Raw genomic sequence first — 25,230 nt, forward strand, 5'->3', positions numbered from 1 at the left:
CGCACCTCAGGCGGGCGATGACTGGCCTACCCCGCCGGCGTCATCGCGCAAACGCCTCAGATCATCGCCGCCATCACCTGCTCGACGCTGCTGACCTCGGGAAACTCGATGAGGCACCACGTCGCGCCCGCGTCCTCGTACGGGCCGGGATGCACCCCCGGCGGGACCCCGACCGCGACCTCGAAGCCTTCGAGCCCGCCCCGGTGCTCGGCGACGACGGCCAGCATCTCCCGCAGCCCGATCGGGGTGGTCTCGGGACAGAGACCGTCGAAGCGGGCGGCGCGGCGGAGCGGTGCCTGCCGGACCGACTGGGCGGCGACCCAGACGGGGATCCGCGGCCGCTGCACGGGCTGGGGCTGGAACGCCAGGTCGTCGACGCGGTAGTGGCGGCCCCGGTGGCGGACGGGCAGGCCGGTCCAGAGCCGGCAGATGACGTCGAGGCCCTCGTCGAGCATCTCCGCCCGGACGCGCGGGTCGCCGGTCTCGCCGAGCCTGCTCAGCTCCCCGCCGTCGTCCGCGCCGAGCCCGACGCCGAGCACCATCCGCCCGCCGCTGAGCTGGTCGAGGGCGGCGGCCTGCCTGGCCACCTCGTACGGCCTGCGCCGCGCCAGCGGCGTGACCCTGGTGCCGATGCGGACGCGCTCGGTGGCGGCGGCGATCGCGGCCAGGGCGATCCAGGCGTCGCAGACGGCCAGCCCCGGGCTCAGCGGGCGCACGACGTGGTCCCACAGGAAGACGCCGTCGAACCCGGCGTCCTCGGCGCGGGCGGCCAGGTCGGCGAGCACCCGCGGGTCGGCCAGCTCCCCGAACGGCGGCAGGTACAGCGCGCGGCGCATCACAGCAGGCCCTTCAGGTGCGGCGCGGTACGGCTGCGCGGGCTGGCGGCCACCTGCGCCGGCGTGCCCGCGGCCACCACCGTGCCCCCGGCCGACCCGCCTCCCGGCCCGAGGTCGATGACATGGTCTGCGGTCGCCACCACCCGCATGTCGTGCTCGGCGACCACGACCGTGCCGCCGCCGCCGACCAGGTCGTGCAGCCGGTCCATGAGCACGTCGGTGTCGTGCGGGTGCAGGCCGGTGGACGGCTCGTCGAGCAGGTAGATCGTGGACTCGGCGCGGCGGCCCTGCAGCTCGGCGGCGAGCTTGATGCGCTGGGCCTCGCCGCCCGACAGCTCGGTGGCGGGCTGCCCGAGCCGCAGGTAACCGAGCCCCACCTCGTGCAGCGTCTCCAGCGGGCGGCGTACCGCGGGCACGTCGCCGAGGAAGCCGGTGGCCTCGTCGACCGTCATCTCCAGGATCTGGGCGATCGTGCGGTCGCGGTAGGTCACCCGCAGCGTGTCGGGGTTGTAGCGGGCGCCGCCGCAGTCGGGGCAGGGCGCGTACGTCGTGGGCAGGAACAGCAGCTCGACCGCGACGTAGCCCTCGCCCTGGCAGGTCTCGCAGCGTCCGCCGGGCACGTTGAAGGAGAACCGGGCCGGGCCGTAGCCGTGGGAACGCGCGCCGTCGGTGGCGGCGAACAGCTTGCGCACCGTGTCGAACAGGCCGGTGTAGGTGGCCAGGTTGGAGCGCGGGGTGCGGCCGATGGGCTGCTGGTTCACCCAGACCACCCGCCGCTCCTCGGCGGCGGCCTCGGCGACGGCCGCCAGCAGGCTGCTCTTGCCCGCCCCCGACACGCCGGTGACGGCGGTGAACACGCCCAGCGGCACGTCGACGTCCACGCCGCGCAGGTTGTTGCGGGTGAGCCCGCGCAGCTCCAGCCGGCCCGCCGGCCGGTGCGCCGGCCGTTCCGGCACGACGGTGTGGAACAGGTAGCGGCGGGTCACCGACCCGGCGACCTCGCGCAGCCCGGCAACCGGCCCGCTGTACAGGACGCGCCCGCCGTCGCCGCCCGCGCCGGGGCCGACGTCCACCACCCAGTCGGCCTGGCGCACGACGTCCATGTCGTGCTCGACCAGGCAGACGGTGTTGCCGGTGTCGCGCAGGCGGCGCAGCAGGTCCGACAGCGCGGCGGAGTCGGCGGGGTGCAGGCCGGCCGAGGGCTCGTCCAGGACGTACACGACGCCGAACAGCCCGGCGCGCAGCTGGGTGGCCAGCCGGATCCGCTGCAGCTCGCCGCTGGACAGGGTCGGCGCGGGCCGGGCCACGCTCAGGTAGCCCAGCCCCAGCTCGTCCAGCACCTCGATGCGGTCGAGGATGTCGCGGGTGAGCGCCCCCGCCGGTCCTGGTTCGTCCCGGTGCGGGCGGAGCACGCCGGCCAGTTCGCCCATCGGCATCGCGGCCAGCTCGACGACGGTGCGGCCCGCGTACGTGACCGCCAGCGCCTCGGGACGCAGCCGCCGCCCGCCGCAGAGCGGGCAGGTGCGGGCGGTCATGAACCGTTCGGCGCGCAGGCGGCTCTTCTCGCTGGCCGAGGACGCGTACGCCTTGAGCACCAGCCGCCGGGCGCTGGCGTACTTGCCCTGGTAGGGACGGTGGATCCGGCCCGCCTCGCGTACCGGATGGACGGTGACCACCGGCTCCTCGTCGGTGAACAGGATCCAGTCCCGCTGCTCCCGCGGCAGGCTGCGCCAGGGCGCGTGGATGTCGTAGCCGAGCGTCGCCAGGATGTCGCGCTGGTTCTTGCCCTGCCAGGCGCCTGGCCACGACGCGATCGCGCCCTCCGCGATGCTCAGCGACGGGTCGGGCACCAGTGACTCCTCGGTGACCTCGTGCAACACCCCCTGCCCCTGGCACTGCGGGCACGCGCCCGCGACGGTGTTGGGCGAGAACGCGTCCGAGTCCAGGCGCGGCGCGCCCGCCGGGTAGGCGCCGGCGCGGGACATCAGCATGCGCAGCGAGTTGGAGACCCGGCTCAGCGTGCCGACCGTGGACCGCGCGGACGGCGTGGACCGCCGCTGGCCGAGCGCGACCGCGGGCGGCAGGCCGGTGATGTCGTCGACGTCGGGCATCGGCAGCTGCTGCAGCAGCCGCCGCGCGTAGGGCGCGACCGACTCCAGGTAGCGGTGCTGCGACTCGGCGAAGATCGTGCCGAACGCCAGCGACGACTTGCCCGACCCGGAGACCCCCGTGAACGCCACCAGCGCGTCGCGCGGGATCGCCACGTCGACGTCCCGCAGGTTGTGCACCCGCGCGCCGCGCACCCGGATGCCGCTGACCACCTCGTCTTCCACTCTGCGCAATCTACCCATCGCCCGCCGTGCGACCGCCGGGCGGCCACCGTGTGGCTCCCGTGTGGCTCCCGTGCGGCTACCGGGGCGGGATCACGCCGCCCGCAGCGGGCGCAGCGCCGAGCCCCAGGCGAGGACCTGGTCGAGGACGGCGTTCAGCCGGTCCTCGTGGGCGGCGGCGGGCCGGAAGCCGTCGGCGAAGTCGGTGTGGATCGACAGCCCGACCTGGTTGGACACGGTGGCCACGCCGAGCAGGCCCAGCACGTGCCGCAGGTGGGCGATGGCCCGGGGCGCGCCGTCCACGCCGTAGCCGACGAATCCGGCCGCCTTGTTGGTCCACTCGGCGTACAGGAAGTCGAGGGCGTTCTTGAGCGCGCCCGGGTAGGAGTTGTTGTACTCCGGGGTCACGATCACGAACGCGTCCAGCTCCGAAATCGTGGCCGACCAGCGCCTGGTGTGCTCGTGCCGGTAGTTGCCCATGGCGGGGTGCTCAGGTTCGTCCAGGTTGCCCAGGTCGTAGTCCTTCAGGTCGATGAGCCGGTACTCGGCGTCGCCCCGCTTGGCCGCCAGATCGCGGACCCAGTGGGCCACCGCCTCGCCGTTGCGGCCAGGACGGGTGCTGCCGATGATGATGCCTACCTTGAGCATGTCCCTCTCCCTCAGTTCGGTTACGGAAACCAACCGTAGGGAGAGCGGCTGAGATACTGAATGCGCTGCTATCCACCATTTATACGCGAGCGTCTCAGCCCTTAGACTCGATCGTCATGGACGTGCTGAGCGACGTGATGGCCTTCATGCGGTGCGGGCGCCCTGCCTCCTCCCGCATCTCCTGGCGGGCGCCGTGGGGGGTGGCGTTCCGCTCGGTGCCGGGGTCGGCGGGGTTCCAGGTGGTGCTGCGGGGGTCGTGCTGGCTGATCCCGCCGGACGGCGAACCCGTGCCGCTCAGCGTGGGCGACGTGGTGTTCCTGCCGCACGGCGACGACTTCGGGCTGGCCGACGATCCCGCCCGCCCGCTGGCCGAGGCCGACTGCGAGCCTCACTCGGAGTTGTTCGCGTCGGCCGGGTTCGGCGGCACGGGGGCCGAGACGGTGGTCCTGTCCTGCGGCTACCGGCTCGACCTCGACCGGACCCACCCCATCCTGGGCTCGCTGCCCGGCGTGATCCACCTGCCCGCGACGCTCGGCAGCCGTCCGGAGCTGCGGGCCGCCGTCGAGCTGCTGGCCGCCGAGATCGACAGCCCGCGGCCCGGCACCGACACCGTCGTGTCGTCCCTGCTCGACATGTTGCAGCTGTACGTCCTGCGCGCCTACTTCGAGACCCAGGACGAGCCGTGCACGGTCTCCGGCTGGGCCGCCGCGCTGGCCGACCCCGTCGTCGGCCGGGCGCTCGACGCCATCCACCGCGACCCGGCCCGCCGCTGGACCGTCGAGTCGCTCGGCGCGCACGCGGGCATGTCCCGGGCCGGCTTCGCCCGCCGCTTCACCGGGCTGGTGGGGCAGCCGCCGCTGGCGTACCTGACGTGGTGGCGGCTGATGAGCGCGGCCCGCCTGCTGCGCGAGTCCGACGCGCCGGTGGCGCGGGTGGCCGAGCAGGTGGGGTACGGGTCGGAGTTCGCCTTCGGCAACGCCTTCAAGCGCGAGTTCGGCGTCGCCCCCGGCCGCTACCGCCGCTCGGCGGCCTGATCTTCCGGGCCGCCGCGGGCGGGCGGGTCAGGGGCCCCAGCGTTCCTGGGCGTACTGGCGGCGGACGCCGGCGGACTCGCCGATCCGGGTCCAGGAGCGGCCGTCCTTGCGGGCCGCGCGCACGGCGGCGTCCAGGTGGCCCTGGGCCCGGCGCACGGCCTCGGCGGCCTGCCGGACGGCGACCAGGCTCGGCGGGTCGAGGTGGGTCTCCCACTCCGCGCGGATCGCGACGGCCACGTCGTCGGGTGCGGCGCCGGACAGCAGGCATTCGCTCAGCGCGTAGATGCGCCGGGCCGCGAAGTCGTGGCGCGTCTGGGCCACGCGTTCCCACAGCGGCCCCTGCCATCCGCAGGCGCAGTGGCCGCGCCAGCCGATCGCGGTGCGGCCGTCCACGATGTCGCCGCGGCCGTAGCCGATGCGGCCGTCGGAGCCGATCGGGTGCACCCTCGCCCCGCCGTCGGCCGGGCCGGTGGAGACCCGCCCGTCCGGGAAGACGGCGGCATCCCAGCCTTCGTGGCGTCCGTCGTCGCCCTCCCACCACTTCATGACACGCCCCCTCCAGAGATCGTCCGGATCAGCTGGCGCCTCCATGGTGGCAGGCGGCACCGGCCCTTGCGAGGGCCCGCGGATTACGGTGTCACGCTGGGGGGATATCGGCCCGGCGGCGGGGCGCCGACTGGATCGGTCCACACGCTGACCAGGTCGTGCCTTCCGCCGGGGTGCCTCGTCCGGCCAGCCTGGGTGGCATGATCAGCGCCCTCGTCGTCATCGACGTCCAGAACTCCTTCCTGCAGCTGCCCGACTGGCGGCACACGTCCAGGCCGGACATCGTCCCGCAGGTCAACCGCCTGGCCGAGGCCGCCAGGCAGGCCGGGGACGCGGTCGTGTGGGTGCTCGGGTCGCGGCCCGGCTCGGGCACGGTCTTCGATCCGGCCCGCGGGTTCGTCCAGCTGATGGACGGCCTGGAGCCCCTTCCGGACGAGCCCGTCCTCACCAAGTCGGCGCACAACGCCTTCACCACCACCAACCTCCACCAGTTCCTCACCCGGCGCGGCGTCAGGCGGCTGACCGTCTGCGGCATCCGGACCGAGCAGTGCTGCGAGACCACCGCGCGTCTCGCCTCCGACCTGGGCTTCGAGGTCGACTTCGCCATCGACGCCACCGCCACCACGCCGCTCCCCCACCGCGACGCGCCCGGCGACGTCCCCTTCGACGAGCTCGTACGGGACCCGCGCACGCTCGGCGTGGACGAGATCCTCACCCGTACCGAATACGCTCTGTCGGGTCGTTTCGCCACGATCAGGACCGTGGACGAGCTCACCGGGAACTGAGGAGGCGCCGGTCATGTCCCGAGTCGTCTTCCTGCTCATCCCGCGGGTGCACCTGCTCGACGTGGCGGGGCCCGCCCAGGTGTTCTCCACCGCCGCCGACCTCGGCCGGCCGTACACCATCGACTACGTCGCCGAGGAGCGCGAGGTGGCCAGCGTGCAGGGGCTGACGCTGCACGCGCGGACCTCGTGGCCGTCACTGACGGCCGACGACCTGATCGTCGTACCGGGCTGGCGGGGGCCGGCCCGGCCGGCGAGCGGCGAGACGTTGCGCCGGCTGCGCGAACACCACGCGTCGGGCGGCACGGTGGCCAGCGTGTGCGCGGGGGCCGACGCGCTGGGCCGGGCCGGGCTGCTCGACGGCCGCCGGTGCACGACCCACCACACCGTCCAGGACGAGCTGGCCCGCCTCTATCCGCGGGCGAGCGTCGCCAGGGACGCGCTGTACGTCGAGGACGACCGGATCGTCACCTCGGCGGGCGTGGCCAGCGGCATCGACGTGGCGCTGCACCTGGTGACCACCCGGCACGGGCCGTACGCGTCGGGGCAGGTGGCCCGCGCGATGCTCGTGCACGCCCACCGCGACGGCACGGCGGAGCAGGTCAGCCCGCTGCTGCGACGGCGTTCGCACGTGGACGAGACGGTCCACCGCATCCAGGACCTGATCGAGACCCGGTTCACCGAGCGGCTGCCGCTGAGCCTGCTGGCCGGGGCCGCGGGATGCAGCGAGCGCACGGTGACCCGGCTGTTCCGGCGGGCCACCGGGCTCACCCCGCTGGCGTACCAGACCGCGCTGCGGCTGGAGCGGGCCGAACACCTGCTCGGCCGCGGCGCGACCGCCGAGGTCGCCGCGCGCGAGGTGGGCTTCGCCGACGCCCGGATGCTCCGCCGGCTGCGCACCCGCGCGACGGCCTCCTGACCGTCGCCGCGGCAGGCCAGGCGGCGGGTCGGAACGGAGTGGCGCGGGTCAGAGCGAGGTGGTGCGGTGGCGGGAGCGGAACTCCGCCAGCAGTTCGTCGGTGACCCGCGCGCCCGCGGCGACGGCCGCGTGCACCTCGCGGAAGTACCCCTCGTAACCCGCTGCCACCCGCGGGACCGACGCCCGTCGCCCCCACGCGAAACGGCGAAAGGGGATAATCCGGATCATGGGAAAGACCTACGACCGGATCGACGGCCGGTTGCGCACATTCATCGAGTCCCAACCCATCTTCTTCACGGCGACCGCTCCCCTGGCCGGCGACGGCACGGTCAACCTCTCGCCCAAGGGCCTGAAGGGCTCGTTCGCCGTCCTGGACGACCACACCGTGGCCTACCTCGACTTCGCCGGCAGCAACGCCGAGACCATCGCCCACCTGCGCGAGAACGGCCGGGTCACGCTGATGTGGTGCGCCTTCGACGGCCCGCCGAACATCGTGCGCGTGCACGGCCACGGCGAGCCGGTCTTCCGCGACGACCCCCGCTGGGCCGGGCTGCTACGGCACTTCCCGGACATCGACCCGGCCCCGCACGGCCTGCGCGCGATCATCGTCGTGACCGCCCGGCTGATCCGCGACACCTGCGGGTACGCCGTCCCGTTCATGACCTACGACGCCGACCGCCCGCTGCACGGCTCCCGCTTCGCCCGCGAGGACGACGAGTCGCTCGACGCGTACTTCCACAAGAAGGAGCACGTGGCGACCAGCATCGACGGCCTTCCCGGGCTGCCGCTCCCGCTGCCCCCGCTCCCCCGCGAAGCCTGACCGGACGGGCCGGCGTCACAGGACGGCGAGGGCCTTGGCGATGTTCCACTCGGCCAGGTCCAGCATCCAGCGCCGGTCGGGGAAGTCGGTCCCGGCGATGCGCAGCGGGCCCTCGATCAGCGAGAGCACCTGCGCGTACCGGTAGAGCTCCAGCCGGTCGGGGTCGAGGGCGGGCGGGCGCAGCGCCGGGTAGGCGTCCTCGAAGCGCATGCGCAGCCAGGCGTGCTCCCACTCGGCGTCGAAGTAGGCCAGGCCCTCGAAGTCGATCATGACGGGTTCGCCCGCGGGCGTGACGAGCACGTGGTCCGGCCCGAGTTCGCCGTGCACGAGCCCGTACCGTTCGCGGGGGGCGACCGCGTCGCGCAGGCGGCGTACGTGGGCGGCGACCCGGTCGTGCGCCCGGCCCATCCGGGCGTCGCGGTCGGCGACGGCGGCGAGATGGGCGAGCGCGCGGTCCAGGACGACGTCCTCGGCGGGCCGCGACGGCCGGGCCCGGCCGTCGGCCAGGTGGGCGAGCTTGCCGTAGGACGGGCCGAGGGTGCTGTGCATGCGGCGCAGGGCGTCGCCGAGCGCGGCCAGCGGCCCGGCGGCGGCGGCCGGGTCGTGTTCCATCAGGGCCTCCAGCGTCGTGGCGCCCGCGTCCTCGACCACGGCGAGGGCGGCGCCGAGGTGGCGGCCGCCGGGGTCGAGCGCCAGCAGCCGGGGCACCCGCACGTCCGCCGCGGTCAGGGCCGCGTGGCCGGCGGCGAACAGGTCGGCTCCCGAGGCGTCGGTGAAGGGGTCGTCCTCGACCGCCGGGGACGGCGGCCAGTAGTTCTCGCCCTCCGCCCAGAGGTAGAGGATCACGCTGGTCGCGTCGTCCAGCCGGAGCCGGTAGACGCCCTTCTTGCTGCCGCCGGTCAGCCGGTCGAGCGCGGCCGGCCGCCGGTCGGCGCCGAACTGCTCGGCGACCAGGTCGCGCACGTCGTCGGGCCGCAGGAACGTTCGAGTCATGATCGTTTCTATCACCTCATATCCTTTGAAAACAAAACTTCAATCTGGTTTTATGGATGCAGAGCGCCGGGGAGGTCCCGGCGGTTCCCCCCACGAGGAGCGACGATGAAGCTCACCCAGGCCGCGGCCGCCACGTTCGGACTCGACGACGAGGCGTGGAAGCGGCACGCCAACCCGTGGAGCGTGTGGACCCGGATGGCCGGGCTGGCGCCCATCCTGCTGCCGATCTACTTCCGCGAGGCGCTCGGCTGGTGGTCCCTGGCCCCGATCGCGGCGGGCGTGATCTGGATGTGGCTCAACCCCCACGCGTTCCGGCCGGTGCACGAGCCGCGCAGCTGGGCGTCGAAGGGCATCTACGGCGAGAAGCTGTACGCCGCCGACCACTCGCCGGCCGCGGCGGCGCACCGCCAGATGATCCGCCGGCTGCTCGCCATGGCCGCCGTCGGCCTGGGCATCATGGCGTACGGGCTCGTCCGCGTCGAGCCGTGGCCGTCCCTGTTCGGCCTGACGCTCATCATCGTCTCCCAGCTGTGGCAGATCGACCGTTTCGTGGCCATCTACGAGGAGGGCCTGCGCCGCGCCGCCGCCGCGGGTTCGTGAAAACATCTGATCGGCATAACTGGTCGTGCAGGAAGGTTGTCCCCGATGCCGCCCGCGTTCACCGCAGAGGAGAAGGCCCGCATCACCGCCCTGTTGCTGGCGAACGGCGAGAAGCTGTTCACCGGCCAGGGGCTGCGCAAGACCTCCCTGGAGGAGCTGATGGCCCCCACGGGGGTGGCCAAGAGCAGCTTCTACGTCTTCTTCGACTCCAAGGAGGCGCTGTACCTGGAGCTGATGCTGCGCCAGACCGGCGAGGTGCGGCGCCGGGTCATCGACGGCGCGCTGATGAGCGCCGACGACCCGCGCGAGGCGCTGCGCCGGTTCCTGCACGCCACCGTCGAGGAGTTGTCGGTCAACCCCCTGTGGCGTCGCCTGATGACCCATCCGGAGGAGATGCAGGCGGTGGCCCGCAAGCTCGACCCCGAACGGGTCGCCGCGATGTCCGGCAGCCCGGCCGCCGCCCTCACCGAGTACGTCACCGCCCGCCGGGCCGCGGGCGAGCTGGTCGACGCCGAGCCCGCCGTCATCATCGGCGTGCTGCAGTGCGTGCTGCTGGTGCCGATGTTCGCCGAGCGGCTCGGCGACCCGGCCCTGCACGCCGGGATCACCGACCTGCTCATCGACATCGTCGCCGCGGGGCTGGCCCGGCCCGGCGGCTGACCTCCCCGCAGATGGCCTCCCGGGGGTGGAGATAACTACAGGGGGAGTCGAGAGTCAGCCGCAATGGCGGCCGCCGCGCGATCGGCGAGGCTCCTGTTCATGGCAAACACCGCAACCACGACAATCCCCCACCTGGCCGGTGGCCGGCGAAAATACGCCTGGCTGGCGGCGGGGATCGTGCTCGGGCTGTTCGGCACGAACAGCGAATGGTCGGTCCCGCTGGCCGGATGGCTGTTCTCCATCGGCCTCATGCGCTTCACCCGCGGCTCGGGCGGGGCGGCCGGGCTCGCGGCCGTCGGCCTGTCGGCCGCCGCGACGACGGTGGTCTTCGTCGCGGCGGCGGGCCGGCTCACCGTCCTGCCGATCCTGCTCGGCTGCCTGCTGCTCAGCCTGGTCCTGAGCCTGCCGCTGCTGGCCGACCGGCTGCTCGTCCGGCGGCTCGGCCCGCTCACCGGCACGCTGGTCTTCCCGGCCGCCCGGGTGACGGCCGAGTTCCTGATCGCCACGGTCAGCCCGCTGGGCACGATCTTCGGGCCGCTGGCCGCGACGCAGTCGGCGAACCTGCCGCTGCTCCAGACGGCCTCCATCACCGGCGTCTACGGGATCAGCTTCCTGATGGCGTGGGCCGCGCCGGTCGTCAACCTCCTGCTGGAACGCCGGGTGGCCTGGCCGTCGGTCCGGGGCGTCACGCTGACGTACGTCTCGGTGCTCGTCTCGGTGCTGCTCGGCGGCGGCCTGCGGCTGGCGGCCGCGCCGGCCGCGCCGGAGCTGGTGCGCGTCGCCGGGATCAGCGCCTCACTGGCCGCCGAACAGCGCATGCGGGAGATCGACAACTTCCACACCCCGCGGGTCCTGCCGGAGCAGAAGCCGACGCTGCGCAAGGCGTTCGCGGTGATCGACGACGACCTGTTCGCCCGCACCCGGACCGAGGCCGACGGCGGCGCCCGGATCGTGGCCTGGGCCGAGACCGCCGCGGTCGTGCTCGGCGAGGACTACCCCGGCTTCCTGCGCAAGGCCCAGGAGCTGGCCAGGGAGAAGGGCGTCTATCTCGACATGGGGGTGGCCGTCGTCCTCGACGGGGAGCCGCGCTCCCGCGACCTGGCCGTGCTGGTGACGCCCGAGGGGCGGGTGGCGTCGGTCTTCGACAAGGCGCATCCGGTGCCCGGCATGGAGAGCCTGCGGCCGGGCGACGGGGTCGTGCCGGTGACCGGCACGCCGTACGGGCGGCTGGCCCACGTCATCTGCTTCGACGCCGACTTCCCCGCCACGCTGCGCACCCGCGCCGACGTCATGTTCGTACCGGCCAACGACTGGAAGGGCATCGAGCGCATGCACGCGGCGAACGCGGTGTTCCGGGCCGTGGAGAACGGCTACAGCCTCGTCCGGACGGCCAGCAACGGCCTGGCGATCACCGTCGACGCCTACGGCACCCCCCTGGCCAGGGCGAACTACTTCGGCACGGCGCGGCAGAGCATGGTCGTCTCCGTCCCGACCCGCGGCGCCTGGACGCTGTACGGCCTGGTCGGCGACCTGTTCGCCGGGCTGTGCGCGGCCGCCCTGGCCGGGCTGACCGGGCTCGCCGTGCTCCGGCGGGCCGCGTACCGGGGCTGACCATGGGATTTCCGGAGGAAGGTGCGATGATGCCACGGGCGCGGAACGCGAAGACGCGGACGACGGGGAGACGAGGGGTGCAGGCGAGACTCACGACGCCGGTGCGGGCGCTGGCCATGATCGGACTGTCGGTGGCCGGCGTGCTCGCGGCCGTCCTGGTCGTGATCGGCGCGGTGCCGGCGGTGGCCGGCGTGGGCCGGGGGGCGTTCCGGCAGGCGGTGTCGCTGCAGCGCGCGGTCGCCGACGCGGCCCGGCGGCTGGCGGGCCGGCTCGGCGTGCGCGTCGAGCGTCCCTACGGTCCGGGGACGGACGCGTCCGCGCTGCTGAGGGACCCCGCGACCTGGCGGGACGTGCTCTGGGGCGTCCTCGACCCGCTCATGGGCACGTGGGCGTCCGCGCTGGCGCTCGGCATGCCGCTGTACGGCCTGTACGGCGTGGCGGTGCAGCCGTTAGTGTGGCGGGCCAACCTGCGGGCCGGCGGCGCGAACGCCTACGGCGTCATCCACGTCACCTCGACGGCCGCCGCGCTGGCGGCGATCCCGGTCGGGCTGGCGCTGATCGCGCTCGGCCTGTACATCGGCCCCCCACTGCTGCGCCTGCGCGCCCGGTGGGCCGGCGCGCTGCTCGGGCCGTCGCGCAGGGCCGCGCTGGAGCAGCGGGTCGAGACGCTGGTCGAGACGCGCGCCGACAGCGTCGACTCCCAGGCCGCCGAGCTGCGCAGGATCGAGCGCGACCTGCACGACGGCGCGCAGGCCCGGCTGGTCGCCCTGGGCATGGGGCTGGGCCACGCCGAGCGGCTGTTCGACGAGGACCCGGAGGCGGCCCGCGCCCTGCTGGCCACGGCCCGCGAGTCCTCCTCCAAGGCCCTGGACGAGCTGCGCGACCTGGTACGCGGCGTGCATCCGCCGGTCCTGGCCGACCGCGGCCTCGCCGACGCGATCCGGGCCCTGGCCCTGGACTGCCTGCTCGACGTCGAGGTCACCACCGACCTGGCCGGACGGCCCGCGCCGCCGGTGGAGTCGGCCGTCTACTTCGCGGTCAACGAGCTGCTCGCCAACACCAGCAAGCACGCCGGGGCGGCGACGGTCCAGATCACGCTCGCCTACCGGCACGGGCTGCTCAGCTGCGACGTCGTGGACGACGGCGGCGGCGGCGTCGATCCGGCCGACGGCACCGGGCTGCGCGGCATCCAGAGCCGGTTGGCCGTCTTCGACGGGACGATCGCCGTCGACAGCCCGCCCGGCGGGCCCACCCGGGTGCATCTGGAGGTGCCGTGCGCGATCAGGTCCGAGTAGTCGTCGCCGAGGACCTGTTCCTCATCCGGGACGCGCTGGTCCGCATGCTGACCGAGCACGGCTTCACGGTCGTGGCCGCCGTCGACAACGGGCCGTCGCTGCGCAAGGCGCTGGCCGAGGAGCGGCCGGACGTGGCGGTCGTCGACGTGCGGCTGCCGCCGTCGTTCACCGACGAGGGGCTGCAGGCCGCGATCCAGGCGCGCCGCGACCGGCCCGGCTTCCCGGTGCTGGTGCTGTCGCAGTACGTGGAGCAGCTCTACGCCCGCGAGCTGCTGGCCGACGGCGCGGGGGCGGTCGGCTACCTGCTGAAGGACAGGGTGGCCAACACCGGGCAGTTCATCGACGCCGTCACCTCGGTGAGCCGGGGCGGCACGGCGATGGACGCGCAGGTCATCGCCAAGCTGCTGACCCGCGGCGACGCGCGTGGCCGCACCGGCGAGCTGAGCCCGCGCGAGCGGGAGGTGCTGAGCCTGATCGCCGCCGGGCGGTCCAACACGGCGATCGCGCACCAGCTCGTGATCTCCGCCAGCGCGGTCAACAAGCACATCTCCAGCATCTTCGGCAAGCTCCAGCTGCCCGAGTCCGAGGACGACAACCGCCGGGTGCTGGCCGTCCTGGCCTATCTCAACCGCTGACCGGGGCGCGGCGGGCGTAGTCGCCGATGGCGGGCCGCAGCAGGTCGTAGGCCTGCCGCGCGGTGCGGGCGAGGGCCGCGAAGATCTGCTCGGACTCCTCCCCCGCCAGGACCCGGCGCTGGGCCTCGTCGAACAGCAGCCGCTCCACCCCGGCGAGCGCGGCGGCCACCAGGCGGGGCGTGAGGCCGCCGTCGCCGGTCTCCTCGGCCAGGACGGCGGCGAGTTCGGCCTCGGCCTGGTCGTGCAGCTGGCGCAGGCGGGCCCGCAGCACGGGTGTGTCGCGTACCATCCGCTGCCAGTCGGCGCCGGCGTCGGGGATCGCGCCGTCGCGGCGGCGCAGCCGTTCGTCGTAGTCGCGGTGGGCGGCCTCCAGGGCCGACTCGCCGGGCTCGCGCCGCGACACGGCCCTGGCCAGGCCGTGGACCACCTCCTCGTGCCGGTCGAGGATGAGGTCCTCCTTCAGCGGGAAGTGGTTGGTGACGGTCATCTTGGCCACGCCGGCGGCGGCCGCGACGTCGGCGATGGTGACGTCGTCGTAGCCGCGCTCCAGGAACAGGCCGGTCGCGACGTCGGAGATGAGCTGCCGGGTCTGGTGTTTCTGGCGCTCCCGCAAGCCCTTGGATCGTTCGGTCACGAGCTGATGCCCTTCCGCACGTTCATTAGGTTTGACCTAATAGTTAGGTCGGACCTAGTGTTTGGAGTCGTCCTAGGCAATCGATCCTAAGGGTGTTCGATGACCGCCACCTCTGCCGCCGGGGCCGCGCGCGACCGGCTCGATCCGCGCCTGCTGCGCATGGGGATCGTCCTGATCGCGGCCCCGATCCTGGCCACGATCGACGCCACCGCCGTGGGCATCGCGGCCGACGCGATGGCGGCGCACTTCCGCACGTCGCTGACCGACGTGCAGTGGGTGGCGGCCGGCTACCTGCTCGCGATCGCGGTGGTCATGCCCCTGTCGGGCTGGCTGAGCCGGCGGTTCGGGGCCAGGCGCACGTGGATGGCCGCCGTGGCGGTCTTCACCGCCGGCTCGGCCCTGTGCGGCCTGGCCTGGTCGCTGCCGGCCCTCATCGCGTTCCGGCTCGTGCAGGCGGTCGGCGGCGGGCTGATGAACCCCGTCGGCCAGGCGATCCTGGCCCAGGCGGCCGGGCCGTCCCGGATCGGCCGGGCCATGAGCGTGCTGACGATCCCCGTCATGTTCGCCCCGGTGCTCGGGCCGATCGTGGGCGGCCTGGTCGTCCAGCAGCTCGACTGGCGCTGGATCTTCTACCTCAACCTGCCCGTCTGCCTGCTCGTCCTGCCGGTGGCCGCCCGCGTCCTGGCCCGGGACGAGGACGAGGACGGGGACGAGCCCGGCGGCGTGCCCAGGCTCGACCTCCTCGGCCTGGCGCTGCTCTCCCCCGGCCTGGCGGCGGTGGTCTACGGGCTGACGACGGCGGGCGGGCGCGAGGGGGCGTGGACGCCCGCCGCGCTGGTCGGGGCGGGGCTGGCGCTGATCGGGGGCTACCTGGTGCACGCGCTGCGCACCCGCCGTCAGCCGCTGATCGACGTACGCCTGTTCGCCAAGGGCGGGTTCACCGCGGCGTGCGTGGCGCTGTTCCTGCTCGGGGCCTCGCTCTACAGTTCCATGATCCTGCTGCCGCTGTTCTTCCAGCACGACCGGCACGCCGACACGCTCTCGACGGGCCTCCTGCTCACCCCGCAGGCGCTCGGGGCCGCCGTCGGCTCGTTCGCCGCCGGGCGGCTGGCCGACCGCCACGGCCCGCGCGCCGTCGTGACCGGCGGGCTCGTGCTCTCGCTGGCCGGGCTGCTCGCCTTCACCCAGGCTCCCGCCCGCCCGGACACCTGGCTGCTGACCCTCTGCCTGGTCCTGTACGGCCTGGGCATCGGCGGCGTCTCCGCGCCCACCATGGCCGCGGCGTACGCCTCGGTCGACCGGCAGCAGACGCCGGGCGCCGCCGGCGCGCTGAACGTCGTCAACCGGCTCGGCGGCTCACTGGGCACCGCCATCCTCACCACCGTCCTGGACGGCGGCCTGCGCCAGGGCGGCGGCCCGGCGCACGCCTACGGCACCGCCTTCTGGTGGGCGTTCGGACTGTGCCTGGTCACCCTGGTTCCGGTGGCCTTCTTCCGCTCGGCGCGGCGTGATGGTCGGCCAGGCGGGTGAGCAGGTCGACCAGGCGTTCGCGGTCGGCGGGGGGCAGCGGGGCGAGGAACTCGTCCTGCGCGCGGGCCAGCAGGCGGTCGAGCTCGGCCAGCCGGCGGCGGCCCTCCGCCGTGATGGTGACGATGTTGCGGCGGCGGTCCCCCGGGTCGGGCGCGCGTTCGACGAGCGCGCGCCCGGCCAGGTCGTTGACGGTCGCCACCATGTCGCTGCGGTCGATGCCGGTACGCCGGCCGAGCGCCGCCTGGCTGGCCGGGCCGTACTCCTCCAGCGCGGCCAGCAGCGCGTAGTGGTAGCGCCGGACCTGGGCCTGGGCGAACGCCTGGTCCACGATCCGGTTGGCGGCCAGCGCCGCGTGGTTGGTCAGCCTGCTCGGCAGCGCGCGCAGCCGCTCCGGCGGCCTCCCCTCCGGGATGTTCACAGAGGCAATCTAACAAGTCGTTGGCACCACCCACGAATGTTTGTATTGTTGGCCGAGCCAACGTTGGCCCGACCAACTAGTGAGTGAGGTGCAACATGTCCGACGTCCGGACCGGCCCGACGCACGACGTGGCGGCCCTGGCCGCGCTGATCCGGGGCCGCACGCTCCTGCCGGGTGACGAGGGCTTCGCGGACGCCTGCTCCGGCTGGCTGCTGACGGTCGAGCACAAACCCGCGGTGGTCGTGGTCGCCGCCGACGTCGGCGACGTGGCCACCGCCGTCACGTACGCGGCCCGGACGGGACGCGCGGTCGCCGTGCAGTCCACCGGGCACGGCAAGTCGCTGCCCGCCGACGGAGCCGTCCTCATCGCCACCGGCGAGCTGCGCGAGCTGTCGGTGGACCCGGACGCCCGTACCGCGCGGATCGGCGCGGGCCTGCGCTGGGGCGAGGTGGTCGCCGCGGCGGCCCCCCACGGGCTCGCGCCGCTGTGCGGATCGTCGGCCGAGGTCGGGGTGATGGGCTTCCTGACCGGCGGCGGGCTCCCGCTGGCCGCCCGCACGTACGGGTTCGCCGCCGACCGCGTCCGCTCGCTCGACGTCGTCACCGCCGACGGCCGGCTGCGGACCGTCTCGCCCGGCGCGGAGCCCGACCTGTTCTGGGCGGTACGCGGCGGCAAGGGCAACTTCGGCGTCGTCGTCGCGGCCGAGCTCGAGCTGCTGCCGCTGCGCACGGTCCACGGCGGCGAGCTGTACTACCCGGGCGAGGACCCCGGGCACACCGCCCACGTCCTGCGCTCCTACCTGGCCTGGGCGAGGGAGCAGCCGGAGGAGATGTCGTCCTCCGTGACGCTGGTGCGCTTCCCCGACGCGCCGCAGTTGCCGCGGGAGTTCCGCGGCCGCTCGATGGTGCAGGTCCGGACGGTGTACGTCGGGGACGAGGAGCAAGGCGCCCGGCTGGTGCAGCCGTTGCGCGCGCTCGGCCCGGAGAAGGACACCTGCGCGGCCATGCCCTACAGCCGGATCACCGAGATCTACCAGGACCCCCGTCACCCGGTCTCGGCGCACCTGCGCAGCGCGCTGCTGCGCGAGCTGGACGACGACGCCGCCGCGGAGCTGGCCTCGTTCATCGACCCCGCCCGGACGCGGGGCCCGTTCCCGGGCATCCAGCTGCGCCACCTGGGCGGGGCGCTGGACCGGCCGCCCGCCCGCCCGCACGCGGCCGGCACCCGGGGCGCGGCCTTCCTGCTGTGGATGCGGCTGCCGGCCCCGCCCGGACGGGCCGAGGCGGCGCGCGCGGCCGCCGACGAGGTACTGGACCGGCTGCGGCGCTGGGACACCGGCGCCCTGCTGCCGGGCTTCCTGTTCGACCACGACGCCACCCCGGACGCGGTCAGGCGGGCCTACTCCGAGGCGGACCACCGGCGGCTGTCCGCGCTCAAGGCCCGGTACGACCCGGACCGGCTGTTCCGCGTCAACCACAACATCGCCCCGGCCGCGTCGTGAGGCGGCGCCGGCCCGGAGCGGTCCGGGCCGGCGCCGTCCGGCCCGGTCACACCTGGCGGAAGTACCACAACTGCTGGCCCGCGTACTCGTCGCAGGTCCACTGCTGGATGTTGGCGCCGTTGTGCGTCCAGCCGTGGTCGACGTCGAGGCACTTGCCGCTCTTCTGGTTCTCCAGGAAGTAGAAGGTGTTCCACCACGCGTCGGTGTAGGCGTACTTCCAGCGCCACATCTGCTGCGGGACGTTCACGCACTCCCACTGCTTGACGTTCGCGCCGTCGAAGGTGTAGCCGTTGTCGACGTCCAGGCACTTGCCGCTGTGCTGGGCGCGCAGGAAGAACCACTCGCTCCCGGGGGCCACCCGCTGGAACTGCCAGTGCTGCTGCGGGACGTTCACGCACTCCCACTGCTTCACGTTCGCGCCGTCGAAGGTGTAGCCGTTGTCGACGTCCACGCACTTCTCCGGCGCGGGGAAGCGCCTGCGGATCTCGAACAAATAGGACCAGGGCTCGGCGAGCGTGCGCCCGCGGGCCGCCACGGCCCCGGAGGCCGGAGCCGCCGCCGACCACAGGGGCACGGCGACCGACACGACCATGATCACGGCCAGCAGCCCCCGGCGGCCGATCCGTCGAAGATGTACGCCCTTGCGCACCGTATGCTCCTTTCCGCTGTTCCGTCCCTTGCAGGGTGCGCCCGCGGCGGCGGGAGGGCATGAGTACCGCCCTACTCAGGTGGGCCGGCCGCGGCGGCGGGCTGGCCATCGAGGGGTGGGAGCGTCCATGATCGGCTCATGCTGAGCACCAGTGAGGGCGCGCCGACGAGCGCCTACGTGACCCGCCGGCCGCTGCTCGCCGGCGCCAACCCGTACGTCACCCTCTACGACGGCGACGTCCCCACCGGGTACGCCTCCCTGTGGCAGGTCGACTGGTCCACGCACGGCGCCGGCGCGGTGATGGTGGTGTGGACGCCCGCCGGGCTGCGCGTCGTCAGCGACGACCCGGAGCTCGGGACGTGGATCGAGGAGCACTTCGTCCGGCACTTCGACGAGGCCACGGCGCTGCCGTCCTGGCCCGCCGCTCGGGTGCAGCGGGCCGCCGTGGACCTGCGCGTGGATCCCGCCACGGGCACCCATGCGACGGCGGCCGGCCTGGCGGTCAGCATCACCGGGCCGCTGGACGCCAGGCCGTTCTCGATGGCCGACTTCCCGCTGCTGGGCGTCAGCCACGGGCTGTCGATGCAGATCATCCCGTGCGAGCACGCCTCGATCACCGTGGACGGCGTCCCCGTGCCGGGCCGGCCGGCCGTCACGTGGCCCGGCGGCCGGCCCGTCTCCTCGGCAATCACCACCGTCCACGAGGCGTGGAGCAGCTGACCGGAGGCCCCGGCCGGGAGGGACGGGCCAGCAGGGCGAAGCGGTGGGCGTGGGCGGTCAGCGGCCGGCCGCCCGCCATCCGGTCGTGCAGCGCGCGCAGGCGTTGGCCGTACCGGACGGCGTCGAAATCGGGGACCTGCCACGGCACCATCCGCAGGAACAGCACGAGCGCCCCGACGTCGTGGAACGTCGTCCGCACCCGCGCCCGCGCGGTCCACGTCACGGTGATCCCGGCCTGGGCCAGCCCGGCGGCGGCACGGGCGAGGTCCCAGCCGCGGTACGCGAGCGGTGGCGCGCCCAGGGCCCGGTTGACCTCTTCGAGGTCGCGGCCGCCCACCTGCTGGGTGACGAAGACCCCGTCGTCGGCCAGCACGCGGCGGACCTCGCGCGGGTCGTAGGACTCGTGCCGGTTCGCCACCACGGCGAACGCGCCGGCGGGAAACGGCAGCACGTCGTCCTCCCGGATCTCGGCCACCTCGACCCCGAGCGGCTCCAGGCGGCGGCGGGCGATCGGCAGGTTGGGCGGGTGGCCCTCCGTGGCGGCGGTGCGCGGCGGCAGCGGCGTCAGCCCGGCCAGGAACTCGCCGCCGCCGGTCCCCATGTCCAGCAGCGAGGCCGCGCCCTTCAGCCGGTCGCGCAGGAGGCGCTCGTAGCTCCAGGGCAGCGGCTCCTCGACGACCCGGCCGCGCAGGGCGGTGAAGTCCCAGCCCTCGATCGCCGCCGCCGAGGCCCGCGCGACCAGTTCGCCGTACTCCATGGCCGTGATCGTCGCCGACGCCGCGGGCGCCCGTCATGTGGTTTTTCCGACGGAGGTCGGGGACGATCCGGGACTTTCGGCCCTGACCGGCGCGTCGTCCCGCCGGGAAGGGTGGAGGCGAGGGGCGGCCCGAGGAGCGGCACGCGTATGCGCGCGCCCCGGCTGCCGCCGTCCAGAAGCGACCCTCCTGTAAGGACGTGACCATGTGCAATTACTGCGGCTGCCGGGAGTTCCCACTGATCGGCCGCCTGTCCCAGGAGCACTGGGACATCCAGGAGTGCGCGGGGGCGCTGCGCCGCGCGATCGGGGAACTGCGCCACGGTGACGCCGTGGCGCTGCTGGCGGACCTGATGGCCCGGCTCGTCCCGCACACCGACACCGAGGAGCGCGGGCTGTTCGCCGAGCTGCGCGCCGAGGGGTCGCTGGCCGAGGAGGTGGAACGGCTGTGCGCCGAGCACGCCGACATCCACGGCATCCTCGGCGCGATCGACCCGGCCGCGCCCGACTGGCCCGCCGTGCTGGACGCCCTCGACCGCCTCCACTGGCACATCGACCACGAGGAGCACGGCCTGTTCCCTGCGGCCGTCATCATGCTGCCGCTGGCCGCCTGGGACCGCATCACACCCGACCAGTCCCCGGCGCCGACCGGCTGACCGGCTCACCAGCCGGGCGGCGGCGGGTCAGTCCCGCGGCGGGGCGCCGACCTTGAACAGGCCGTGCGCGCCCGCCTCCGCCTGCCGCATCGTGTGGTCCACGATCGGGTACGTGCCCGCCTCCGGGAAGACCAGTTCGGCGAAGCCGCCCTGCGCCGGGGCCAGGTCGAGCGCCTGCGCGCCGCCCGCGTCTCCCGTGCGCAGCCGGTAGGCGCCCTCTTTGTAGACCGTGTCGAACGGCGCACCGACCACGTGCAGCGACGTGCCCGAGCTGGGCCCGGCCGCCACCGCCCAGATGCGGACCCGCTCCCCCGCCGTGGCCGCCAGCGGGGCGTGGTCGTAGCCGGCGGCGGTGCCGTTGAACATCCAGCCGTCCGGGGCGCCCTGCCGGATCTTGGCGACCTGCGCCGGGCCGCCCGGCTCGCCGAGATACAGCTCGCCCTGGACCAGCAGGTACTCGCGGTCGACCGAGGGCAGGTCCGGCGGGTCGATGACGACGGCGCCGTACATGCCGTTGGCGATGTGCTGGGTCATCGGCATGGTCGAGCAGTGGTAGAGCCACGCCCCGGCGTAGTCGGCGCGGAAGCGGTAGGTCAGCCGCTCGCCCGGCTGGATCGTGCGCATCGGCCCGTCCGGTGCGGTGGCGCCGGCGTGGAAGTCGATGCCGTGGCCCATGGTGCCGGCGTTGACGAACGTCACGACGAACACGTCCCCGACCTTGCCGCGCAGCACCGGGCCCGGCATGGCGCCGTTGAACGTCCAGACGCGCTGCCGCACCCCGGGCGCGACCTCCTGGACGAGCCGGTCGTCGGCGCGGATCTCGACGTGGTGCTCGGTGCCGCCGGGCGCGGGCCTGAGCGTCGCGTCGTGAGGTCGCCAGCCGGACGACATGGGCGCCGCCAGATCGAGCGGGCCGGACATGGCGGGCATGGTGGGCATGGCGGGGGCGGCTTCGGTCGTCGTGTGACCGGTGTGGCCGGTGGCCTCCTGGGGGCGGGACGCCGCCGTGGTGCCGGTCGGGGCCAGGCGCATGGTCATGCCCGCGGCGCGGTGCCCGGCGACCGTGCACCAGCCGTCCACCGGACCGCCCAGCGGCGTCAGGCGCAGCGTCACGCTCTGGCCAGGGGCCAGCATCGGGGTGCGTTCGCCGGTGGCCAGGCGCAGGTCGTGCCGCTGGGCGTCGGCGTTGGTGACGCGCAACGTCAGCACGGTCCCCACGGGGGCCTCGATCACGGCGGGACGGATGCGCATCCCGGACAGCGTCACCTCGACCGTGCGGGAGCCGGTCGCGGCCACCGCCGCCGGTCCTGCCCCGCCGGACGTGGCGACGACGACCGCGGCGGCCGTCAGCAGACACCCGGCGACCACCCCGGCGACGGCGGGCAACGCCCGCCGCCACCCCGGCCCGCCGTCCGGAGAGGCGGCGGGCGGGGAGGCGGCGGGCGGGCGGGGGCGGGTCAGGGCGGTCGCCGCCAGCGCGACGAAGGCCAGCGCGGCGGCCAGCACCGACGCCCACCCCAGCAGCGCGACCGGCCGCGGCACCGGCAGGACCAGCAGCGGGACTCCCACGTTGAGCGCCGTCAGCCGCGCCGGCCAGCCGCGTTCCAGCAGCGCCGCGTTCTCCTTGAACCGGGCCGGACCGCCGCCCAGCACCGCGGGCAGCAGGTGCAGCAGCGACCCGAGCAGCACCTGCGCCACGAACCCGACCAGCACCAGCGGCAGCAGCGGGGCCAGTGCGGCGGCGACCTGGTGCGCCGGCCTGGTGGCCACCACCACCAGATCGGCGGCCAGCGCCACCTCGAACCAGACGATCGCCGCGCCCAGCATCCACGCCGCGCCGGTGTGCGGCCTCCTGCGCCGCAGCGCGTCGCCCAGGGGGACGAGCACCGCCAGCCCGCCGGCCGCGTACGCCGCCAGCCCCGCGAGCGCCACCCATCGCCAGCCCGCCAGCAGCCCGGTGACGGCCACCGTCAGTCCCGGCGCGGCCAGCCACAGGCCTGCGCGTGAGGCCCGGCGGGTCCGGTCCGACATGCGGGTGCGCAGGACCGTCGGCCACAGGGTGAACAGGGTGCCGAGCACGGTGAGCCCGATCCAGCCGAAGACGTTCACCTGGGCGTGGGCGGCGCTCATGCGCTCGTGCAGCGCGCCCTGGACGGTCCGGGCGGCCATCAGCCCGCCGAGGGTTCCGCCGGCGGCGAGCGCGCAGGCGGCGGTGACGTACCAGCCGATGACGTGGCCGAACCGGCCGGGCAGCGCGCCGCGGACGAGCCGGACCAGGACGGCCGCGTGCCACAGCACCACGCCCGTCAGCAGCGCCGCGCCCACCGCAGCCAGGTGCCACGGCCCGTACGCCACTCCGGCCAGCACGGCGACCGTGGCCGTGTTGAGCAGGGCCAGCCGGGTCAGGCTCGCCCGCTCGGACGGGCCGCGGACGCGCAGCAGCGCCACCGTGAAGTGCTCGCTCCAGATGAGCACGGCCGTGCTGACCGCGCCCAGCAGGAACACATGGATCAGCAGCCACGACGGCGCCGGCAGCACGTCGCCCGCCAGGGCGGCGACGACGGTCAGCGCCAGCCAGGCCACGACGATCGCGTTCGCCCGCAGGTGCCAGGACGCGCGGGCCCGCCTCGGCGGCGGCGGCAGGTCGATCGGCCTGCCGCTCTCTATCCGGATGTCGACCGGCATCCCGGGCACCTTCCTGTCTGTGGCCATTGAGGGCCGGCGGATCGGGGGCGGCCCAGCTCAGGCACGCCGGGCCCCCGTCCGGTCGAGGACCTCGTACACCGGGCGCCGGGGGACGCGCGGGACCGGCGGCCCGTACCCCAGCCTGATCAGCATCTGCACGTGCCCGAACGGGCCGGGCCGGTCGCCGCGGTGCTGCGGCGGGCGCAGGTCGAGCGGCTGGCTGAACATCGAGGCCGCCACGCCGTGCGCGGTGGCGGTGAGCAGGACGCGTTGCAGGGCCTGCCCGGCGCGCAGCCAGTCGTGCGGGCCGTCCCCCTGGGTGAACAGGGCGACGAGCTGCGGCTCGGCCTCGAAGTCGGCGACCTCGCCGCCGCCGAAGCCGCGCATGGGCAGTTCGCCGGAGCGCGGGCGCGGGCCGAAGGCGTGGGCGGGGACGCCGTCGGGGCCGCCTTCCGTCCGGGTCCAGCGGGCCAGCTCGGCCCGGTAGGCGGCGTCGGCCGTCAGCGTGTCGTCGGCCAGTGCGACCATGTCCAGGACCCGCCTGGCCGTCCCGCCCTTGACGAGGAGCAGCGTGGCGTCCTCGTCGTGGGCGGCGTTGACCAGGTCGAGCAGGACGTCCCTGGGCAGCGGGCGGCGCTCGAAGGGGAAGCGGTTGGTGCGCCGGTGCGGGATCATGTCGTGCAGCAGCCGCTCGTCGGGGGTGGGCGGCCCGCCGGGCGTGGCCCGTACGGTCGCCAGCAGCTCGGGCCGGCCGCCCGGGTCGGGCAGCGGCAGGACGCCGGGGTCGTGCCCGGTCATCCGGACCGCCAGCCGCAGGTTGAACAGCGCGGCCCCGCAGCTGATGCCGAGCCCGCGCCCCAGGGGGTCGGTGACGGCGAGCAGCCGGTCGAGGTCGGCGTACAGCTCCATGGTGGTGTCGTCGAGGCGGCGGAAACGCCAGGGCTGGGTGTTGTGCACCGAGGGCGCCGCGCCGGCGGCGGCGACGATCCGGCGCACGCCGGCATGTGAGGCGAAGGGTCCGTCCCAGGGGCGGGCGACGCCGGCGCCGGTCATCGCGGGGCTCCCGGCACGACGGTTACTGCGGGCATGTCTCCACGATGGCGCGGCCGGCGGTGCCGCCGTCAGGGACCAAAGTCCCTTTCCGCGCCTCCGATCGGCCATGATCAGGTGGCGGGCAGCGCGGCGGCCAGCAGCACGACGCCGATCGACCCCACCAGGGCGCTGACGGCCATCGTCCGGGCCAGGCGGGGCCGGGCGCGGGCGGCGGCCCAGCCGTGCAGGGCGGCGGCGGCCATGACGGCGCAGAACAGCAGGAGCTTGGCGGCCAGGACACGGCCGTAGCCGGGTTCGGCGAGCGAGGCCCAGGTGACGCCCTTGTGCCAGGCGATGGCCACGCCGGTGGCGAGCTGGAGGGGCAGGAACAGGGCGGCGGTGAGCAGCCCGAACCGGCGGCCGACGGCGCCGAGCACCAGGGCGCGGCGCTCGTCGTCCAGCAATCGCCGGGCCAGGGGCAGCAGGACGAGGGAGACGGCGAGCTGGCCGCCGACCCACAGCGCGGCCCCCAGCACGTGCAGGAAGCGCACCACCGCCCACCAGGTCATCGCGCGCCCACCCGGTCGCCGGTCGCCGGCCGGCGGGGGATGCCGGTCGCGCCGAGGTGGAGCCGGGCGTAGAAGTCCTCCAGCGCGGCCAGGGTGCTGTTGATCGTGCTGGGGGCGTAGCGGCCGTGCAGCTCGCCGTGGTAGGCGTGGGCGGTGCGGACGGCCACGGTCGTGTCGGCCAGCGGCTCGCCCGCCAGCAGGCCGCGGTCGGAGGCGGCGGCGACCCAGGTCAGGTAGCGGCCGACGCGGCGCAGGTAGCTGGCCTTGCTGGAGGCGGCCAGCGGCGAGCCGGCCAGCGCGGCGGCGTAGGCGGCCAGCATCGTGTCGTAGGGCGCGGCCAGCGCGCCGGGCCTTCTCCTGTCATGCACGGGC

At 74.5% G+C, this 25,230-nt stretch carries 26 protein-coding genes; 13 read left to right on the plus strand and 13 right to left on the minus strand.

What is annotated here, in order from left to right; all coding sequences use genetic code 11:
- Positions 1-56: 56 nt before the first annotated feature.
- From AB0J46_RS45245 to AB0J46_RS45255, 3 genes are all read right to left on the minus strand, one after another.
- Positions 57-836: an LLM class flavin-dependent oxidoreductase gene (locus AB0J46_RS45245; RefSeq protein WP_364341664.1), complete on the minus strand. Its 780-nt coding sequence runs from the start codon at positions 834-836 to the stop codon at positions 57-59.
- Positions 836-3,187 carry an excinuclease ABC subunit UvrA gene (locus AB0J46_RS45250; RefSeq protein WP_364341666.1) on the minus strand — a complete coding sequence of 784 codons (2,352 nt, stop codon included), beginning with the start codon at positions 3,185-3,187 and terminating at the stop codon, positions 836-838. Before AB0J46_RS45250 ends, AB0J46_RS45245 begins: the two co-directional genes overlap by 1 nt.
- A 72-nt stretch (positions 3,188-3,259) precedes the next feature.
- Positions 3,260-3,814, minus strand: coding sequence for an NAD(P)H-dependent oxidoreductase (locus AB0J46_RS45255; RefSeq protein WP_364341668.1), 555 nt, complete (start codon positions 3,812-3,814; stop codon positions 3,260-3,262).
- A 116-nt stretch (positions 3,815-3,930) separates the two neighbouring features.
- Here AB0J46_RS45255 and AB0J46_RS45260 point away from each other — a divergent pair, with 116 nt between their 5' ends.
- Positions 3,931-4,848: an AraC family transcriptional regulator gene (locus tag AB0J46_RS45260; protein ID WP_364341670.1), complete on the plus strand. Its 918-nt coding sequence runs from the start codon at positions 3,931-3,933 to the stop codon at positions 4,846-4,848.
- A 27-nt stretch (positions 4,849-4,875) separates the two neighbouring features.
- Here the strand turns inward: AB0J46_RS45260 and AB0J46_RS45265 are convergent, their stop codons facing one another.
- Positions 4,876-5,394 (minus strand): hypothetical protein, encoded by a 519-nt coding sequence (locus AB0J46_RS45265; protein WP_364341672.1) that lies wholly within the window; start codon positions 5,392-5,394, stop codon positions 4,876-4,878.
- 200 nt (positions 5,395-5,594) lie between these two features.
- Between AB0J46_RS45265 and AB0J46_RS45270 the strand changes: the two genes are divergently transcribed.
- The 3 genes from AB0J46_RS45270 (at position 5,595) to AB0J46_RS45280 (ending at position 7,915) form a co-directional block, all read left to right on the plus strand.
- On the plus strand, positions 5,595-6,179 hold the full coding sequence (locus AB0J46_RS45270) for an isochorismatase family protein (RefSeq protein WP_364341674.1): 585 nt from the start codon (positions 5,595-5,597) through the stop codon (positions 6,177-6,179).
- Between the two features lie 13 nt (positions 6,180-6,192).
- Positions 6,193-7,095 carry a DJ-1/PfpI family protein gene (locus AB0J46_RS45275; RefSeq protein WP_364341676.1) on the plus strand — a complete coding sequence of 301 codons (903 nt, stop codon included), beginning with the start codon at positions 6,193-6,195 and terminating at the stop codon, positions 7,093-7,095.
- A gap of 226 nt (positions 7,096-7,321) precedes the next feature.
- Positions 7,322-7,915 carry a pyridoxamine 5'-phosphate oxidase family protein gene (locus AB0J46_RS45280; protein WP_364341678.1) on the plus strand — a complete coding sequence of 198 codons (594 nt, stop codon included), beginning with the start codon at positions 7,322-7,324 and terminating at the stop codon, positions 7,913-7,915.
- A gap of 15 nt (positions 7,916-7,930) precedes the next feature.
- Here the strand turns inward: AB0J46_RS45280 and AB0J46_RS45285 are convergent, their stop codons facing one another.
- The gene (locus AB0J46_RS45285) at positions 7,931-8,908 is read right to left on the minus strand and encodes a phosphotransferase (protein ID WP_364341679.1); all 978 of its coding nucleotides are present in this window, start codon (positions 8,906-8,908) and stop codon (positions 7,931-7,933) included.
- Positions 8,909-9,013: 105 nt separating this feature from the next.
- Here AB0J46_RS45285 and AB0J46_RS45290 point away from each other — a divergent pair, with 105 nt between their 5' ends.
- The 5 genes from AB0J46_RS45290 to AB0J46_RS45310 all read left to right on the plus strand — a co-directional run bounded on the left by AB0J46_RS45290 (position 9,014) and on the right by AB0J46_RS45310 (position 13,709).
- On the plus strand, positions 9,014-9,508 hold the full coding sequence (locus tag AB0J46_RS45290; protein WP_364341681.1) for a DUF6653 family protein: 495 nt from the start codon (positions 9,014-9,016) through the stop codon (positions 9,506-9,508).
- A 45-nt stretch (positions 9,509-9,553) separates the two neighbouring features.
- Positions 9,554-10,168 carry a TetR/AcrR family transcriptional regulator gene (locus AB0J46_RS45295; protein WP_364341683.1) on the plus strand — a complete coding sequence of 205 codons (615 nt, stop codon included), beginning with the start codon at positions 9,554-9,556 and terminating at the stop codon, positions 10,166-10,168.
- Between the two features lie 99 nt (positions 10,169-10,267).
- Entirely contained in the window at positions 10,268-11,779 is a 1,512-nt protein-coding gene (locus tag AB0J46_RS45300) for a nitrilase-related carbon-nitrogen hydrolase (protein WP_364341685.1), read from the plus strand.
- Positions 11,780-11,856: 77 nt separating this feature from the next.
- Positions 11,857-13,074 (plus strand): histidine kinase, encoded by a 1,218-nt coding sequence (locus tag AB0J46_RS45305; protein WP_364341687.1) that lies wholly within the window; start codon positions 11,857-11,859, stop codon positions 13,072-13,074.
- Positions 13,075-13,118: 44 nt separating this feature from the next.
- Positions 13,119-13,709, plus strand: a complete 591-nt coding sequence (locus AB0J46_RS45310) for a response regulator transcription factor (protein ID WP_357978136.1) — start codon at positions 13,119-13,121, stop codon at positions 13,707-13,709.
- Here the strand turns inward: AB0J46_RS45310 and AB0J46_RS45315 are convergent.
- Positions 13,699-14,343 carry a TetR/AcrR family transcriptional regulator gene (locus AB0J46_RS45315; protein ID WP_364341689.1) on the minus strand — a complete coding sequence of 215 codons (645 nt, stop codon included), beginning with the start codon at positions 14,341-14,343 and terminating at the stop codon, positions 13,699-13,701. The two genes, AB0J46_RS45310 and AB0J46_RS45315, sit on opposite strands and share 11 nt — an antisense overlap.
- A gap of 99 nt (positions 14,344-14,442) precedes the next feature.
- On the opposite strand from AB0J46_RS45315, the gene AB0J46_RS45320 reads away from it, so the two are divergent.
- On the plus strand, positions 14,443-15,873 hold the full coding sequence (locus AB0J46_RS45320; protein ID WP_364341691.1) for an MDR family MFS transporter: 1,431 nt from the start codon (positions 14,443-14,445) through the stop codon (positions 15,871-15,873).
- Here the strand turns inward: AB0J46_RS45320 and AB0J46_RS45325 are convergent.
- Entirely contained in the window at positions 15,812-16,291 is a 480-nt protein-coding gene (locus tag AB0J46_RS45325) for a MarR family winged helix-turn-helix transcriptional regulator (RefSeq protein ID WP_364341693.1), read from the minus strand. The two genes, AB0J46_RS45320 and AB0J46_RS45325, sit on opposite strands and share 62 nt — an antisense overlap.
- A gap of 95 nt (positions 16,292-16,386) precedes the next feature.
- Between AB0J46_RS45325 and AB0J46_RS45330 the strand changes: the two genes are divergently transcribed.
- Positions 16,387-17,793 carry an FAD-binding oxidoreductase gene (locus AB0J46_RS45330; RefSeq protein ID WP_364341695.1) on the plus strand — a complete coding sequence of 469 codons (1,407 nt, stop codon included), beginning with the start codon at positions 16,387-16,389 and terminating at the stop codon, positions 17,791-17,793.
- A 46-nt stretch (positions 17,794-17,839) separates the two neighbouring features.
- Here AB0J46_RS45330 and AB0J46_RS45335 read toward each other — a convergent pair whose 3' ends face one another.
- The gene (locus AB0J46_RS45335) at positions 17,840-18,442 is read right to left on the minus strand and encodes an RICIN domain-containing protein (protein WP_364341697.1); all 603 of its coding nucleotides are present in this window, start codon (positions 18,440-18,442) and stop codon (positions 17,840-17,842) included.
- Positions 18,443-18,580: 138 nt separating this feature from the next.
- On the opposite strand from AB0J46_RS45335, the gene AB0J46_RS45340 reads away from it, so the two are divergent.
- On the plus strand, positions 18,581-19,162 hold the full coding sequence (locus AB0J46_RS45340; RefSeq protein WP_364341699.1) for a hypothetical protein: 582 nt from the start codon (positions 18,581-18,583) through the stop codon (positions 19,160-19,162).
- Here AB0J46_RS45340 and AB0J46_RS45345 read toward each other — a convergent pair.
- Positions 19,131-19,919 carry a class I SAM-dependent methyltransferase gene (locus AB0J46_RS45345; protein ID WP_364341701.1) on the minus strand — a complete coding sequence of 263 codons (789 nt, stop codon included), beginning with the start codon at positions 19,917-19,919 and terminating at the stop codon, positions 19,131-19,133. The genes AB0J46_RS45340 and AB0J46_RS45345 overlap by 32 nt on opposite strands.
- A gap of 203 nt (positions 19,920-20,122) precedes the next feature.
- On the opposite strand from AB0J46_RS45345, the gene AB0J46_RS45350 reads away from it, so the two are divergent.
- Positions 20,123-20,572 carry a hemerythrin domain-containing protein gene (locus AB0J46_RS45350; protein WP_364341703.1) on the plus strand — a complete coding sequence of 150 codons (450 nt, stop codon included), beginning with the start codon at positions 20,123-20,125 and terminating at the stop codon, positions 20,570-20,572.
- 27 nt (positions 20,573-20,599) lie between these two features.
- Here the strand turns inward: AB0J46_RS45350 and AB0J46_RS45355 are convergent, their stop codons facing one another.
- From AB0J46_RS45355 to AB0J46_RS45370, 4 genes are all read right to left on the minus strand, one after another.
- Positions 20,600-23,257, minus strand: a complete 2,658-nt coding sequence (locus AB0J46_RS45355; protein ID WP_364341705.1) for a multicopper oxidase domain-containing protein — start codon at positions 23,255-23,257, stop codon at positions 20,600-20,602.
- A gap of 57 nt (positions 23,258-23,314) precedes the next feature.
- Complete coding sequence (locus AB0J46_RS45360; RefSeq protein ID WP_364341706.1) at positions 23,315-24,310, minus strand: hypothetical protein; 996 nt, start codon at positions 24,308-24,310, stop codon at positions 23,315-23,317.
- A 110-nt stretch (positions 24,311-24,420) separates the two neighbouring features.
- Positions 24,421-24,858 (minus strand): hypothetical protein, encoded by a 438-nt coding sequence (locus AB0J46_RS45365; RefSeq protein WP_358300499.1) that lies wholly within the window; start codon positions 24,856-24,858, stop codon positions 24,421-24,423.
- Positions 24,855-25,226: a hypothetical protein gene (locus AB0J46_RS45370; protein ID WP_364341708.1), complete on the minus strand. Its 372-nt coding sequence runs from the start codon at positions 25,224-25,226 to the stop codon at positions 24,855-24,857. The genes AB0J46_RS45365 and AB0J46_RS45370 overlap by 4 nt, the downstream gene beginning before the upstream one ends.
- Positions 25,227-25,230 lie beyond the last annotated feature (4 nt).

This window comes from Nonomuraea sp. NPDC049758 (assembly GCF_040674635.1).
Lineage (GTDB): Bacteria > Actinomycetota > Actinomycetes > Streptosporangiales > Streptosporangiaceae > Nonomuraea.